General features: G+C 71.9%; 13 protein-coding genes. 11 read left to right on the forward strand and 2 right to left on the reverse strand.

The annotated features are described in order from the left end of the window. The first annotated feature begins 60 nt into the window (after positions 1-60). From cobN to cobJ, 5 genes are all read left to right on the forward strand, one after another. Positions 61-3,453 carry a cobaltochelatase subunit CobN gene (gene cobN, locus P9K36_RS17765; RefSeq protein ID WP_278305604.1) on the forward strand — a complete coding sequence of 1,131 codons (3,393 nt, stop codon included), beginning with the start codon at positions 61-63 and terminating at the stop codon, positions 3,451-3,453. Then, on the forward strand, positions 3,450-4,790 hold the full coding sequence (cobG, locus tag P9K36_RS17770; protein ID WP_278305605.1) for a precorrin-3B synthase: 1,341 nt from the start codon (positions 3,450-3,452) through the stop codon (positions 4,788-4,790). Before cobN ends, cobG begins: the two co-directional genes overlap by 4 nt. Positions 4,791-4,906: 116 nt before the next feature. Continuing rightward, positions 4,907-5,479, forward strand: a complete 573-nt coding sequence (locus P9K36_RS17775; protein WP_278307298.1) for a precorrin-8X methylmutase — start codon at positions 4,907-4,909, stop codon at positions 5,477-5,479. Further along, positions 5,479-6,258, forward strand: coding sequence for a precorrin-2 C(20)-methyltransferase (locus tag P9K36_RS17780; RefSeq protein WP_043758383.1), 780 nt, complete (start codon positions 5,479-5,481; stop codon positions 6,256-6,258). The genes P9K36_RS17775 and P9K36_RS17780 overlap by 1 nt, the downstream gene beginning before the upstream one ends. Continuing rightward, the gene (gene cobJ, locus P9K36_RS17785; protein WP_043345289.1) at positions 6,255-7,016 is read left to right on the forward strand and encodes a precorrin-3B C(17)-methyltransferase; all 762 of its coding nucleotides are present in this window, start codon (positions 6,255-6,257) and stop codon (positions 7,014-7,016) included. Before P9K36_RS17780 ends, cobJ begins: the two co-directional genes overlap by 4 nt. Here the strand turns inward: cobJ and P9K36_RS17790 are convergent. Then, entirely contained in the window at positions 6,983-7,750 is a 768-nt protein-coding gene (locus P9K36_RS17790) for a cobalt-precorrin-6A reductase (protein WP_278305606.1), read from the reverse strand. The genes cobJ and P9K36_RS17790 overlap by 34 nt on opposite strands. Positions 7,751-7,793: 43 nt before the next feature. On the opposite strand from P9K36_RS17790, the gene cbiE reads away from it, so the two are divergent. The 4 genes from cbiE to P9K36_RS17810 are packed head-to-tail and all read left to right on the forward strand — an operon-like array spanning position 7,794 to position 11,504. After that, on the forward strand, positions 7,794-9,014 hold the full coding sequence (gene cbiE, locus P9K36_RS17795; protein ID WP_278307299.1) for a precorrin-6y C5,15-methyltransferase (decarboxylating) subunit CbiE: 1,221 nt from the start codon (positions 7,794-7,796) through the stop codon (positions 9,012-9,014). Then, positions 8,993-9,415 (forward strand): cobalamin biosynthesis protein, encoded by a 423-nt coding sequence (locus tag P9K36_RS17800; RefSeq protein ID WP_278305607.1) that lies wholly within the window; start codon positions 8,993-8,995, stop codon positions 9,413-9,415. The genes cbiE and P9K36_RS17800 overlap by 22 nt, the downstream gene beginning before the upstream one ends. After that, positions 9,412-10,188, forward strand: a complete 777-nt coding sequence (gene cobM, locus P9K36_RS17805; protein WP_179696904.1) for a precorrin-4 C(11)-methyltransferase — start codon at positions 9,412-9,414, stop codon at positions 10,186-10,188. Before P9K36_RS17800 ends, cobM begins: the two co-directional genes overlap by 4 nt. After that, complete coding sequence (locus P9K36_RS17810) at positions 10,185-11,504, forward strand: cobyrinate a,c-diamide synthase (protein ID WP_278305608.1); 1,320 nt, start codon at positions 10,185-10,187, stop codon at positions 11,502-11,504. Before cobM ends, P9K36_RS17810 begins: the two co-directional genes overlap by 4 nt. Before the next feature lie 59 nt (positions 11,505-11,563). Here P9K36_RS17810 and P9K36_RS17815 read toward each other — a convergent pair whose 3' ends face one another. Next, on the reverse strand, positions 11,564-11,971 hold the full coding sequence (locus tag P9K36_RS17815; protein ID WP_043345276.1) for a helix-turn-helix transcriptional regulator: 408 nt from the start codon (positions 11,969-11,971) through the stop codon (positions 11,564-11,566). A 383-nt stretch (positions 11,972-12,354) separates the two neighbouring features. Between P9K36_RS17815 and P9K36_RS17820 the strand changes: the two genes are divergently transcribed. After that, positions 12,355-12,705 (forward strand): antibiotic biosynthesis monooxygenase, encoded by a 351-nt coding sequence (locus P9K36_RS17820; RefSeq protein WP_179696906.1) that lies wholly within the window; start codon positions 12,355-12,357, stop codon positions 12,703-12,705. 334 nt (positions 12,706-13,039) lie between these two features. Next, positions 13,040-14,545, forward strand: coding sequence for an undecaprenyl-phosphate glucose phosphotransferase (locus P9K36_RS17825; RefSeq protein WP_043378576.1), 1,506 nt, complete (start codon positions 13,040-13,042; stop codon positions 14,543-14,545). The last annotated feature ends 79 nt before the right edge of the window (positions 14,546-14,624 follow it).

The following is a 14,624-nucleotide window of genomic DNA, read 5'->3' on the forward strand; positions in this document are numbered from 1 at the left end:
CGCGCCTGCGCGGCTGACGGCGGCGCGCCGGTGCGCGCGGCCGCGGTCTAGGGGCCGTCGATGCATCTCGTGCGCATCGATACCGTCTCGCTCGACGAGGGTGAGGCGGCGGTGGATCTCGGGCAGGAGCCCGGCGATCTGGTTGTGCTGTCGTTCACCGACAGCGACCTCGCGGCGGTCGGCCAGGCCCACGCCGCAGAGCCCGGTCTGCCGAGTCTCCGGCTCGCGAAGCTCGCCAAGCTGCGGCATCCGCTGTCGGTCGACCTCTACGTCGAACGCGTCGTGGCGCACGCCAAGGTCGTGGTGATCCGTTGCCTGGGCGGACTGGATTACTGGCGCTACGGGATCGAGCGCTGCGCCGAAACCGCGCGGGCGCACGGCGTCGTGCTCGCGGTCCTGCCGGGCGACGACCGGCCGGACCCCCGTCTCGCGCCGTTCTCCACCGATCCCGCCCTCGCCGGGGAACTCGACGCCTATTTCCGTGCCGGCGGTCCCGGCAATCTCCGGCGGATGCTGCGATCCCTGGCCATCCGGCTGGGCGCCGAGGGGGCGGTCGAGCCTCCGCAGCCCCTGCCCCGCGGCTTTCCCTGGTGTCCGGGTTGCGGCGCTCTTCCCCTCGAAACAGCCATTGCCGCAGCTGAAACGGCGATCCCGCTCGACGGCGCGCCGTCGCCTGCCCATCCGCTGGCCCTGCTTCTGATCTATCGCTCCGCCGTGCTCGGCGGCGACACCGAGCCGTTCGTCGCACTCTCAGCCGCGCTGCGCGCCCGCGGGATCGGGGCGCTGCCGATGGTCGTGTCGAGCCTGAAGGAGCCCGAGGCCGCCGCGGCGGTCGCCGATGCGGTGCGGGCGCGCAGACCCGACCTCGTCATCGCAGCCACGGCGTTCTCCGCGCGTGAGGACGGCACCGACTTCGTTCTCGACGGCGCCGGCTGCCCGGTCATTCAGGCGTTCACGGTAGGGTCACCGCGCGCGGCCTGGGAGGCGTCGGCCCGCGGCCTCGGCGCATCCGATCTCGCCATGCAGATCGCGCTGCCGGAATTCGACGGCCGGCTCTCGGGCTTTCCGATCTCCTTCAAGGAGGAAAGCCCGGAGGTCGCCGGCTTCACCCAGCGGCGGGCGGTGCCCTACCCCGCAGGCATTGCCGCCCTGGCAGACCGGGCCGCGGGATGGCTGCGGCTGGCCGCCCTGCCCCGGCCGGCGCGCCGCGTGGCCCTGGTCCTGTCCGACTATCCGGCCCGGGGCGGCCGGGCCGGTTTCGCCGTCGGTCTCGACACGCCCGAGAGCGCCCGCGCCATCGCCGCCGACCTCGCCGCCGCGGGCTACGCGACGGGGGCGCTTCCGGAAGCCGGCACGCTGATGGCGGATCTCACGGAGGGTCCGGCCGCGTTCCGCGTGCCCCTCCCCGCCTACCAGGCCTGGTGGAACACCCTTCCCGAAGAGACCCGCGCCTCGATCACCGCCGTCTGGGGCGAGGCCGAATCGGATCCGGCCTGCGTCGACGGCGCCTTCCGGTTCCGGATGCTGACGGGCACGACCGCATCCGATCGGAGCGCCGCTCCGGATCGCATCGGCGATGGGGCGATCCGTGACCGCGGTCGGCTCGCCGTCTTCCTTCAACCGGACCGCGGGCGCGATCCCGATCGCAAGGCCGGCTACCACGATCTCGACCGGGCTCCGACCCATGCCTATCTGGCGTTCCATCTCGGCCTGCAGCAGCACTTCGACGTTCTGGTGCAGCTCGGTACGCACGGGACAACCGAGTGGCTGCCCGGCAAAGCCGTGGCCCTGTCCCCCACCTGCTTGCCGGCACTGTGCGTCGGCGGCCTGCCGGTGGTCTATCCCTTCATCGTCGATGATCCGGGCGAGGCCGCGCCGGTCAAGCGGCGCCTCGGCGGCGTCGCGCTCGGTCACCTGACGCCGGACGTCGCCGTCCACGCGCTGAAGCCGGAGGCCGCACGCCTGCGCGAGTTGGTGGAGGAATACGCCGCCGCGAGCGTGCTCGATCCCCGCCGCGCCGAACTGGTGGCCCGCGCCATCCTCGAGGAGGCCGAGGCCGCCGGATTGCTGGACGGCGCCGGCATCGGCCCGGACACGCCGATGGACGAGGCGCTGACCCGGCTGGACGCGCATCTCTGCGACCTCGGCGAGACCGTCTTCCGCGACGGTCTCCACGTCTTCGCCCGAGCCCCGGGCGAGGCCGCGGAGGCGGTGCTGGCAAGCGCGGCCGCCGAGCGGGCCGGGCTGCTCGCAGCCCTCGACGCCCGATTCGTCCGGCCGGGGCCCTCCGGCTCGCCGTCCCGCGGGCGCAGCGACGTGCTCCCCACCGGACGCAACCTCGCGACCCTGGACCCGCGGGCCATCCCGAGCCGCGCCGCCGCGCTCCTCGGTGAGAGGGCCGCCGCCGCCGTGGTGACCCGCTACCTTCAGGACGAGGGTGCCTATCCGGCCCGGATCGTCATGGATCTCTGGGCCTCGCCGACACTGCGCACCGGCGGCGAGGATGTGGCGCATGCCCTCGCCCTCATGGGCGTGCGGCCGGTCTGGGACCATGCCAGCACCCGCGTCACCGGTTTCGAGATCCTTCCGCTGGCCATGCTCGACCGGCCCCGGATCGACGTCACCGTGCGGGTCTCCGGGGCGTTCCGCGACACGTTCCCGGAGACCCTGGCGCTGCTCGACCGGGCGACCCGCGCCGTAGCCGACAGGGACGAGGCCGACGACGAGAACCCGCTGGCGGCGGCCCGCCGACGGGGCGAGACGGCCGTGCGGGTCTACGGCGCCGCGCCGGGCCGCTACGGCGCCGGTACCGCCGCGACGGCCCTCGACGGCACATGGGATGGCCGCGCCGATCTCGGTCGCGCCTATCTTGCGGCCAGCACGCACGCCTATGGCGACCGCGAGGCGCCGGATGCGGACTTCTCCGCCCGGGTGGCGGGAGCCGACGCCTATCTCCACGCCTTCGACGTGGCCGAGCGCGATCTGTTCGACGGGGATGCCGCTGTGGACGCGATGGGCGGCTTCGCGGCCGCCGCTGCCTTGGAGGGGGCAAGCCCCGCGCTCTACAGCCTCGACGTCTCGCAGCCGGAGCGACCGAAAGCCCGAACCGCCCGGGAGGACGCGGCCCGCCTGATCCGAGGCCGCCTCGCCGATCCCCGCTGGATCGCCGCCCAGCTCCGTCACGGCTATCGCGGCGCGCAGGAACTGGCTCAGGGGCTCGATGCGGTTTTCGTCCTCGCCGCCGCCAGCGATGCGGTGTCCGATGCCGGCTTCGAGACGCTTTACGCCGCCTGGATCGCCGATACCGAGGTGTTCGAGCGCCTGCGGGCCGCCAACCCCGCGGCCACCCGGGCGATCCTGGAACGGTTCGACGCCGCCCGGGACCGGGGACTCTGGCACAGCCGGCGCAACGCTCTTCCGGCCGACGCCTTGCTGCACGAGGCCGCCGAATGAGCGTCGCTCCGCGCCTGCATGGACGTGCGCTGCCCGAGGCGGCCAGCCGTCGGGGCTGGTGCCCCGGCCTGACCCGGCCGATGCCCACGGGCGACGGCTTGCTGGCGCGGGTACACCCGCCCCTGGGCGTCCTGACGCTCGGTCAGGCCCGCGCCGTGGCGGAAGGCGCCCGACGCTTCGGGAACGGGCACCTGGATCTCACCGCGCGGGCCAATCTCCAGATCCGGGGCGTCACCGAGGCGACGCAGGCTTCCCTTGCCGCGTGGCTCTCGGCCCAGGGCCTCGGCGACGTGCGGGCCGATGGCGGGCCTCAGCGCTTGACACTCACGAGCCCGCTGGCGGGCTGCGATCCGGAGGAGGCCATCGACGTGCCGGGACTGGCCCGTGCCGTCGAAGCGGCGGGGCTGACGATTCCCGGCCTGCCGGCCAAGACCCTGGTCGTGATCGAGGGACGCGTCGATCGGGTGACCGCGGAGGCCGATTGCGCCGTGATCGCTGACGCACCCGGCCGCGTTGCGATCACGATCGCTTGCGGCGAGGGGCGACAGGATCTTCTGACCTGCGGGGAACGGGAAGCGCCCGACGTGGTGGCCGCCGTGCTCACCGCCTTCGCGCGGACCGGCCGGCGCCGGATGCGCGATCTGTCGGAAGACGAAAGGGCGACGCTGACGGAGGCGCTGCGGACCGGAGAGCGACCACGCGTCGCAGCGCGCGGAGGCGAAAGCGTATGGCCCGGCCAAGCCCGGCAGCCACGAGGCGGACAGGACCTTCAGATCCTCGCCATCGATGCGCCCTTCGGTCGCTGTACGGCCGACGCCCTCGACAGGCTCGCGGATGCCGCGGTCACGCTCGGCGCGGACGAGCTTCGACTCTCGCCGACCCGCGGCTTCATGCTCCTGGGCCCCCCGGACGTCCCGGCAGCGGCGGTGCGAGAGGCCCTGTCGGTGGACTTCATCGTTGCCGCCGACGACCCGCGGCGGGCGATCGATGCCTGCACGGGTGCCCCGGGCTGCGCCTCCGGGTCGACCCGGACCCTCACCGATGCGGCGCGCCTCGCGGCGGCGTTCGCTCCCCTGGCGGCGTCGGGCCGCGCCGCGCACGTCTCGGGATGCGCCAAGGGATGCGCCCGACCGGGCCCGGCCGACCTGACCCTCGTCGGTCGCGATGGTCTGTACGGCGTGGTGATCGGCGGTGCCACCGCCGATGAGCCGGCGATGCATCTCCCTATCGAGGCCGTGCTGGAGCGGTTAGGAAGAGCCAAGATCGTCGGGCTGTCCGCCGCCTTCGCGCCGGAGACGACCTGGACGGACAGCGGGAGGACCAGGAGACCGGCATGAGCGCGAGCCAGAACGCCCTGCGCCAGACAGGATCGGAGCCGGCCGCGGCCCACGAATCCCCGTCCCGCTATGATTATATCCGCGACGGCGGCGCGATCTACGCGCGCTCCTTCGCGATGATCCGCGCCGAGGCGGATCTCGGACGCTGGTCGGGCGCCGCCGAGCGCGTCGTCGTGCGCATGATTCACGCCTGCGGGATGACCGACCTGCCGACCGACGTGGAGATGTCGCCGGGCTTCGCCGAAGCGGGCATCGCGGCCCTGAAGGCCGGCGCGCCGATCCTGTGCGATGTCCGCATGGTCGCCGACGGCGTCACCCGGGCACGGCTGCCCGCCGATAACGACGTGGTCTGCACGCTCGGCGATCCCCGCGTGCCGGAGCTCGCCCGGAGCCTCGGCACAACGCGGTCCGCAGCCGCCATGGAGCTGTGGCGCGAACGCCTGCCGGGCAGCGTCGTGGCGGTGGGCAACGCGCCGACCGCCCTGTTCCGCCTTCTGGAGCTGCTCGACGCCGGCGTCGCACCTCCGGCCGCGGTGATCGGCATCCCGGTGGGTTTCGTCGGCGCAGCCGAATCGAAGGAGGCGCTGGCCCGGGACGGCCGCGTGCCGTTTGTGGTCGTGCACGGGCGGCGCGGCGGCAGCGCCATGACGGCCGCCGCTATCAACGCGCTCGCCAGCGAGGTCGAGTGATGGACGGTTTCGAACGCCTCGACGGCCCGACCGAGGAGCTGTCCGCGGCGGCGATGACGGGAACGCTCTACGGGGTCGGCATGGGCCCGGGCGATCCGGATCTGCTGACCGTGAAGGCGCAGCGCATCCTGATGCGCGCGCCGGTGCTGGTGCATTTCTGCAAGCGCGGCCGGCGGGGCAACGCCCGCACCATCGCGGACGCGATCCTGCGCGATCCGGCCCGCGAGATGGCACTGGCCTATCCCTACACCACCGAGATTCACCCCGAGCATCCGGAATACGTCACCGCGCTGGCGGGCTTCTACGACGAGGCGGCCGGTAAACTCGCCGACCACCTCGGCGCCGGGCGCGACGTCGCGATCCTGTCGGAGGGCGACCCGTTCTTCTACGGCTCGTTCATGCACCTGTGGCGGCGCCTGAAGGACCGCTTCCCCGTGGAGGTGATTCCGGGCGTCACCGGGATGTCGGGTTGCTGGACTCGGGCCGGCACGCCGATCACCTGGGGCGACGACGTCCTCACCGTCCTGCCGGCGACCCTCTCGCTCGAAGCCCTGACGGAGCGCCTGCGCGGCACCGACGCCGCCGTCGTGATGAAGCTTGGGCGCCATCTGCCGAAGGTGCGCGCCGCTCTGTCGGCCGCCGGGCTGCTCGCCCGTGCGGTCTACGTGGAGCGCGGCACCATGGCGGGCGAGCGGGTGGTGATGCTGGCCGACAAGGCCGACGACGACGCACCCTACTTCTCCATGGTCCTTCTGCCCGGAGAGGGACGGCGGCCGTGAGCGGAAGCCTTGCCGTCGTCGGCCTCGGCCCGGGCGATGCCGCGTTGCTGACCGAGTCCGCCCGCCGGGCGCTGGATGCGGCGGAGGATGTCGTCGGCTACTTCCCCTATGTCGCCCGTGTGCCCGAGCGACCCGGCCTGGTCCGGCATGCCAGCGACAATCGGGTGGAGGTCGACCGGGCGCGCCACGCGCTGCAGCTCGCCGCCTCCGGACGACGGGTCGCGGTCGTCTCCGGCGGCGATCCGGGGGTCTTCGCCATGGCGGCGGCAGTGTTCGAGGCGGTGGAGCAGGGCGAGCCTGACTGGCGCGACCTCGCGATCACCGTGGAGCCGGGCGTCACCGCCATGCTGGCCGCCGCTGCCCGGCTGGGCGCGCCCCTCGGCGGCGATTTCTGCGCGCTGTCGCTCTCGGACAACCTGAAGCCCTGGCCGGTGGTGACCGCGCGGCTGGAGGCGGTGCTGCGCGCCGACTTCGTGATCGCGCTCTATAATCCGATCTCCGCCGCCAGGCCCTGGCAGCTCGGGGCGGCTCTGGAGATCGCGTCCGGGATCCGCGCGCCCCACACGCCGGTGATGTTCGCCCGCGCCATCAGCCGGCCGGACGAGGCGATCCGGGTCGCGACCCTCGCCGAGGCGCGCGACGTGCCGGCCGACATGGCCACGATGGTCATCCTGGGCGCCTCGACGACGCGGCTGATCCCGCGCGCCGGCCGGACACCCTTCGTCTACACGGCCCGCAAGGTTGAGGAACCGGCGTGATCGCCCGCCTCCAGCCAGCGGAGGGCGCCCGCAGCGTCCGGGACGCTCGGCACGTCGGGCTTGCCCGGCCGGCGCACCATGACGACGGGGATTCCGAGGGTGCGCGCCGCCGCGATCTTGCCGTAGGTCGCCGCCCCGCCGGCATTCTTGCTGACGAGAATCTCGATGCCGCTCGTGCGCATGAGCGCAGCCTCCGACGCGACATCGAAGGGCCCGCGGGCTTCCAGGGCGGTGAGGTGCGGCACCGGCAGGATTCCGCCCAACGGCTCGACCGTGCGCGCCAGATAGGTGTGTTGGGGGGCCGCCGCGAAGACCCCGGCCTCCTGCCGGCCGATCGTCAGGAACACGCGCCGCGGCGCGGATCCGAGGGCGGCGACCGCCTCATCCATCCGGTCGACCTCGATCCAGAGGTCGCCCGGCTCGCGCGTCCAGGCCGGTCTGCGGATCGCGAGGAGCGGCACAGCCGTCAGGGCGGCTGCGCACGCCGCATGGTGCGACATCGTCGCGGCGAAGGGATGGGTCGCGTCGATCAGGCAATCGATCGCGTCGGCTTTCAGGTAGTCGGCGAGGCCCTCGATCCCGCCGAATCCGCCGATCCGGGTCGGCACGGGCTCGGGCTTCGGCGCGGCCGTCCGGCCGGCCAGCGAGAGCGTCACGGACAGATCCGCCCGACCAGCGAGCGACCGGACCAGGGTGCTCGCCTCGCCGGTCCCGCCGAGGATCAGAATCCGCATCGTGCCGCTCGTCGGGAACGCCGTGTCCATGGAAGCCTTGTCCATGAGCCCTGAGGCGCTGTCGAGCTTACCCTGGCTGTCGATCGTCGGCATCGGCGAGGACGGGCGGGCCGGATTGACGCCGGCCGCCGCCGCCGCGCTCGATGCCGCCCGCGTGGTCTATGGCGGCCGACGCCATCTCGCCCTCGCGGGTCCGCTCGATGCGGAGACGCGGCCCTGGCCGAGCCCGATCCACGAGGCCTATCCGGAGATTCTCGCGCGGCGGGGGCAGCCGACCTGCCTCCTCGCCACCGGCGACCCCTTCCACTATGGCATCGGCGCCGAGATCGCCCGGATGGTGCCGGCGGCCGAGATCCGCGCCTTCCCGCAGCCCTCGGCCTTCAGCCTCGCCTGTGCGCGGCTCGGCTGGCCGCTGGCCGAATGCGCGCTGGTCACGCTCCATGGCCGCGCGCTGACCCGGATCGTGCCGCATCTCCAGCCGGGGGCGCGGGTGCTCGTGCTGTCCTGGGACGGCACGACCCCCGGCGCGCTCGCCGCATTGCTTTGCGCGCGGGGCTTCGGCGCGTCGACGCTGACGGTGCTGGAAGCGATGGGCGGCCCGAATGAACGGGTCGGTACGACCCGCGCGGACGCGTTCGACCGCGCCGACATCGACGCGCTGAACACGGTGGCGATCGCGGTGGCGGGGCCCGGTCACGCCCTTCCCCTCGCCCCGGGCCTCGACGACGGCCTGTTCGAGAATGACGGCCAGCTCACCAAGGCCGAGATCCGGGCTCTGACCCTATCGGCGCTCCGTCCGCATCCGGGCCTGCATCTCTGGGATGTCGGCGCCGGCGCAGGCTCGATCGCGATCGAGTGGATGCTCCGTCACTGGAGCCTGCGCGCCACGGCGATCGAGGGACGCCCGGACCGGGCCGAGCGCATCCGTCGCAACGCCGTCGCCCTGGGGACGCCGGACCTCTCCGTCGTCGTCGGCACCGCCCCCGGGGCACTCGAGGGCCTACCGACGCCGGATGCGGTCTTCATCGGTGGCGGCGTCTCCGAGCCCGGGGTCCTGTCTGCGGTGCTTGCGGCCCTCCGGAGCGGTGGTCGCTGCGTGGCCAATGCCGTCACCCTCGAAGGCGAGGCCGCGCTGCTTGCGGCCTTCGCGGCGCAGGGCGGAAGCCTGCGTCGCTACGGTGTCGAGCGGGCGAGCCCGGTCGGCGGGATGCATGGCTGGCGCACCGCCATGCCGGTGACCCAATGGGCCTGGACCAAGCCGTGACCGGATTGCTGGTCGCCGGAATCGGCTTCCGTCGGGGGACCGACGCCGACGAGATCGCGGCGCTGATCGAGCGCGCGCTCGCGGCGCTCGGTGCCGACCGGTCGAGCCTGACGGCCGTCGCCACGGCGGCCGACCGGGCCGCAGAGCCGGCGATCCGCGCGGCGACGGCACGGTTCGGCCTCTCGCCCCAGCCCGTGGCAGCCGCCGCGCTGCAGGCGCGCGACGCCGAGATCGTCACCCGCTCGGCGCGGATCGAACAGCTGCGCGGCGTCGGCTCGCTGGCCGAGGCGACGGCCCTGGCCAGCGCCGGGCCGCAGAGCCGCCTCGCCCTGCCGCGGATCACGAGCGCCGGCGCCACTTGCGCCCTGGCCGTCCGATGCGACACGACACGGGACACATGACCGTTCATTTCATCGGCGCCGGACCCGGCGCGGCCGACCTGATCACGGTGCGCGGGCGCGACCGCATCGCGGCCTGTCCCGTCTGCCTCTACGCCGGATCGCTCGTGGCCCCCGAGATCCTGGGCTGGTGTCCGCCCGGCGCCCGGATCGTCGACACGGCCCCCCTCGACCTCGACGCCATCATGGCGGAGATCCGGACGGCGCACACGGCCGGACAGGACGTGGCACGCCTCCATTCCGGGGACCTGTCGATCTGGAGCGCGCTGGCCGAGCAGATGCGCCGGCTCGACGCGCTGGCGATTCCCTACACGGTTACGCCGGGCGTCCCGGCCTTCGCTGCCGCAGCCGCCCTGCTGCGCCGCGAATTGACGGTCCCCGGCGTGGCGCAGACCGTGGTCCTGACCCGGACCTCAGGCCGCGCGAGCGCCATGCCCGAGCGGGAAACCCTGTCGGCCTATGCGGCCACCGGGGCGACCCTGGCGATCCACCTGTCGATTCATGTGGTCGAGGCGGTCGCCGCGGAACTGATCCCGTTCTACGGACCGTCCTGCCCGGCGGCGGCTGTGTTCCGGGCTTCCTGGCCCGACGAGCGGGCGCTGGTCGGCGATCTCGCTACGCTGCCCGGCCTCGTCGCGGCGGCCGGCCTGGAGCGCACCGCCCTGATCCTGGTCGGGCCCGCCCTCGGCGCCGCGGGCTTCCGCGAGAGCGCGCTCTACGCGCCCGATTACGACCGGCGATACCGGCCCGGCGGCACCGTGGGCCAGCCGTCGTGAGCGCCCCCGGCCTCCTCGTCGCGGCGCCGCGCTCCAGCTCCGGCAAGACGACCGTGACCCTCGCTCTGATGCGCGCCCTCACCCGGCGCGGCCTGCGGATCCGCGGCGCGAAATGCGGTCCGGACTACATCGACCCGGCCTTTCACCAAGCCGCCACCGGCCATCCGAGCTTCAACCTCGACAGCTTCGCGATGGCGACGCCCCTCCTCGACACGCTCGCGGGCGAGACGGCGGCGGCGGCGGATCTGGTGATCGCCGAGGGCTCTATGGGCCTGTTCGACGGCGTCCGGGCAGCCGAGAACCGGACCGGGGCGAATGCCGACATCGCGGCGCGCTACGGCTGGCCGGTCGTGCTCGTGGTGGACGTGTCGGGCGCGGCGCAATCGGCGGCTGCAGTAGCGCTGGGCTGCACGCTCTACGATCCCCGGGTGCGGATCGCCGGGGTCATCCTCAACAAGGTGGCGAGCGACCGCCATCGCCGGCTCGTCGAAGCCGGCATGGAACGCGCTGGATTGCCGGTGCTCGGCGCCCTGATGCGCGACGCGCAGCTGGTCCTGCCCGAACGCCATCTCGGGCTCGTCCAGGCCGGCGAGACCGCGGATCTCACCGCCCGCCTCGACCGGCTGGCCGACCTCGCGGAAGCCGGTATCGACCTCGACGCCGTCACGGCCAGTGCGGGCGGCACCGTGCCGGCCTCCGGCGGCCGGCTGCCGCGGCCGCCCGGACAACGCGTGGCGGTCGCTCGGGACGCGGCGTTCAGCTTCCTCTATCCGCATCTCGCGACCGGCTGGCGGTTGGCCGGTGCCGAACTCATCCCCTTCTCACCCCTCGCCGACGAAGGCCCACCGGAGGATTGCGACGTCTGCTGGCTGCCGGGGGGCTATCCCGAACTCCATGCGGGCCGGATCGCCGGCGCCACCCGTTTCCTGGACGGGCTGCGCGACTTCGCCAGGACACGCCCCGTCCACGGAGAGTGCGGCGGCTACATGGTCCTCGGGCAGACGCTTCAGGACGCCGACGGCACCACCCATCCCATGGCGGGCCTCCTCCCGGTGGCGACGTCCTATCACCGCCGCAAGTTGCATCTCGGCTATCGCGTCGCGCGGCTCTGCGGATCCGGCATGCTCGGAGAAGACGGGGCGCGCCTCATCGGCCACGAGTTCCACTACGCCACCGAGCTCTCGCCGATCGCACCGGAGGCATCAGCGCTCGCCCGCGTTTCGGATGCGGAGGGTGTGGACCTGGGGTTTGCCGGACATCGGGTCGGCCCCGTCACCGGCAGCTTCTTCCATCTGATCGCGGCTGACGCACCCTGAAACCGTCCCGGATGCAGCCGCCTCCGGGGCGCGCCGGGCGAGGCCCGCCAGCCCGCCTGTCAGGCCGGATCCGCCGCCGGCGCCGCCGTGCGGTTCTGCGCGAGGCGCGCGGCGCTGCGGACCAGCGCCAGCACATCGCGGCGCATCTGCTCATCCTCGATCTGGGCGTAGGCGCGCAGAAGCTCGATGGCACCGTGGGCGCTGAGGAAGCCGAACACGTCCTCCTGGGCGTTCTCGCGGGGCTCGGTCTCCTCGAAGAACGCGGAAACCGGAACTTCGAGAAGGCGCGCGATCTCCCGCAACCGGCCGGCGCCGACCCGGTTCTGCCCCTTCTCGTATTTCTGGACCTGCTGAAAGGTCACCCCAACCGCATTGCCGAGAGCGGTCTGGCTCATACCCCGCGCCTTGCGCAGGGCTGTGATGCGAATCCCGACGAGACGATCGACGTCGGTGGTCTGCTTCGGCATCGTTTGCCCAGGGGAATCCTTCTCCATGGAGTGGGATGCATCCTCCTGCGAATGCGGTGTTTTCGCCTCGCTATCGCGCCGCTTCACCGCCCGCCCCTAAGTCGCATGTCGTGCACGCCGTGTGGCCGGTCATCCCTGCCGCTCATGCGGCTATAGCCCTGATCCCGACACAGGTGGCGTGCACCGCAGTTGGACACCAAGTTGTCAAGCTTCGCAAGTCAAAGGTTACAGCTTCTAGTTTAAGTACACACATCTTTGCAACATTGTTGCGGAAATGTCGATGGCGATGATTGGGCAGCTTAAGTGGTGCGCCTTGTCGCCGCGCAGGTGTTCCCCTTAGGACCGCCGATGCTTGTAGGATTGGTAGCGCGCAGGAGAGACGCATGTTCATCGCGATGAATCGCTTCAAGGTCGTCAAGGACGCGACGGCCGACTTCGAGGCCGTCTGGCTCGGCCGCGACAGCCATCTCGGCGAGATGCCCGGCTTCGTGGAATTCCACCTCCTGCGCGGCCCCGAGCACGAAGACCACGTCCTGTACGCCTCGCACACGATCTGGCGGTCGCACGCTGATTTCGAAGCTTGGACCCGATCCGAGCAGTTCCGCAAGGCGCACGGTCGCGTGCCTTCGACCAAACCCCTGTATCTCGGTCATCCCCAGTTCGAGGGTTTCGAGACGATCCAGACCGTCGCCAGACCCGCCGACGCGGAGGCGGAGGCGGAGGCGACGTCTTAAAGCTCAACCGAGAGTCCTCGCCCGTTCCGCATGCGGGGCGGGCGCAGGGCCGGTTGAAACTTCGGACGAAGAAACGCGCCTGAATTGAAACGACGCGTTCGATGACGGCCGAACTCCAACATTGGCGGCCGCCGCATGCGTCATGCCGGCGCTCAGCATTAATCATGTATTGCAACGCCTGCGCGCGCGCTCTAGGTCGCAGCCTCCCTCCGTGACAGCGAATGCGAACCTGCCGGGCCCGCGGCTTGCTCCGTCACCGTCACCAGGCGGCGCCGAAACCTTTCGTGTCTCAGACTGGTACAGAGTCCGACTAAGACGGGACGTTGCGGGTCAGATGTTTCACGATCGGCTTCCGGAGACGTTTCAGGCGCTGCCCACCTCGGCAGAGCGCCGACGCAACGTATGGTCGGCGCTGCTGCCCCGGCGCGGTCGTGCCCTGGCGCGGATCGCCCTGTCGACGACGCTCGCCGCGACCGATCTCGTGGCGATCGTGATGGTGGCCCTGGGCGTCGAGTTCGCCTACCACGCCCTCGCCCAGGACAGCGCATTCTGGGCGAGCAGCGTTCGCGGCCTGCGCCTGTCGGCGCTGCTGGGACTGGTGATCATCGCCGCGAACGTCCTGCGCGAGGAGTACAGCCTCGAGAACGTCATGGCGCAGAAGCCGGGCGTTCAACGCGTGGCCTCCCTCTGGCTGGTCGCCTGGGCCGCCGTGCTGGTCGTGAGCTTCATGACCAAGACGACCAACGATTATTCGCGCCTGATCTCGTTCGGGACGTTCGCCGTGGGCCTTCCGGTCCTGATCGCGGCCCGGGCATCGGTGCGGCGCCTCGTGCGGGCGCGGCTCAGTGCCGGCTCGGCCACGGCCAGCCGGATCCACCTCGTCGGCTACGAGGAGGACATCGCGCGCTTCTACGCCGGCAAGGAAGCCGATCATCTCGGCTCGCGGATCATCGGGACCAGCTACCTGCGACGGGTCGATCCCGGCGCCGACGTGGCCACCCGATACGACCAGCTGCAGGAGGATCTCGACCTCGCGGTGTCGGTGGTGCGATTCCTCCGGCCGGACGACGTCTTCGTGCTCGTGCCGTGGGCCGACACCGCGGAGGTCGAGCGGTGCATCGACGCGTTCCTGAGGGTGCCCTCGGCCCTGCATCTGCGCCCCGGCGCCGTCCTCGATCGCTTTCCCGATCTGCAGGTCGCCCGGGTCGGCGGAGTCTCGGGGATCAATATCGGTCGTCGGCCGCTCAATCTGGGCGAGGTGATGCTGAAGCGCCTCCTCGATCTGACCTTGGCGACCATCGCCCTGGTGTCGCTGTCCCCGCTGCTGGCGGCCATCGCCGTTGCGATCAAGCTCGACAGCCCCGGCCCGGTCTTCTTCCGGCAGAAGCGCTACGGTTTCAATCAGCAGCCGTTCGGCGTCTTCAAGTTCCGGTCGATGCGCACGGATGCGAATGCCGCCTTCCGGCAGGCGACCCGCAACGACAGTCGGATCACCCGGGTCGGCGCGATTCTGCGCCGGACCAATCTCGACGAGCTGCCCCAGCTGATCAACGTCCTGCGCGGGGAGATGTCGCTGGTGGGTCCCCGCCCGCATGCGCTGGCCCACGACCGGAGCTTCGAGCGGCGGATCGCCCTCTATGCACGCCGCCACAACGTGAAGCCTGGGATCACGGGTTGGGCTCAGGTCAACGGCTACCGGGGGGAGACCCAGACCGACCTCGCCATGGAGCAGCGCGTCGCCTGTGACCTGCACTACATCGACAACTGGTCGATCTGGTTCGATATCCAGATCATGATCCAGACGGTCATTTCGCGCCGCGCATACCAGAACGCGTTCTAAGGCGCGGGCGCGAGGCGGTCGGGAGGCGCCATGCCCGCAGGCGTGGCACGCTCCTGGATTGCTCCCCGCCGCCAGCGCG

It is taken from the genome of Methylobacterium sp. 391_Methyba4 (assembly GCF_029691625.1).
Lineage (GTDB): Bacteria > Pseudomonadota > Alphaproteobacteria > Rhizobiales > Beijerinckiaceae > Methylobacterium > Methylobacterium fujisawaense.

Excerpts from the sequence above, each read along its gene's own strand:
- cobN (WP_278305604.1), top strand. The coding sequence starts at position 61 with ATGCATCTCGTGCGCATCGATACCGTCTCGCTCGACGAGGGTGAGGCG.
- cobG (WP_278305605.1), top strand. The coding sequence starts at position 3,450 with ATGAGCGTCGCTCCGCGCCTGCATGGACGTGCGCTGCCCGAGGCGGCC.
- P9K36_RS17775 (WP_278307298.1), top strand. The coding sequence starts at position 4,907 with ATGATCCGCGCCGAGGCGGATCTCGGACGCTGGTCGGGCGCCGCCGAG.
- P9K36_RS17780 (WP_043758383.1), top strand. The coding sequence starts at position 5,479 with ATGGACGGTTTCGAACGCCTCGACGGCCCGACCGAGGAGCTGTCCGCG.
- P9K36_RS17790 (WP_278305606.1), bottom strand. The coding sequence starts at position 7,750 with ATGCGGATTCTGATCCTCGGCGGGACCGGCGAGGCGAGCACCCTGGTC.
- cbiE (WP_278307299.1), top strand. The coding sequence starts at position 7,794 with ATGAGCCCTGAGGCGCTGTCGAGCTTACCCTGGCTGTCGATCGTCGGC.
- P9K36_RS17800 (WP_278305607.1), top strand. The coding sequence starts at position 8,993 with ATGGGCCTGGACCAAGCCGTGACCGGATTGCTGGTCGCCGGAATCGGC.
- cobM (WP_179696904.1), top strand. The coding sequence starts at position 9,412 with ATGACCGTTCATTTCATCGGCGCCGGACCCGGCGCGGCCGACCTGATC.
- P9K36_RS17815 (WP_043345276.1), bottom strand. The coding sequence starts at position 11,971 with ATGCCGAAGCAGACCACCGACGTCGATCGTCTCGTCGGGATTCGCATC.
- P9K36_RS17820 (WP_179696906.1), top strand. The coding sequence starts at position 12,355 with ATGTTCATCGCGATGAATCGCTTCAAGGTCGTCAAGGACGCGACGGCC.
- P9K36_RS17825 (WP_043378576.1), top strand. The coding sequence starts at position 13,040 with ATGTTTCACGATCGGCTTCCGGAGACGTTTCAGGCGCTGCCCACCTCG.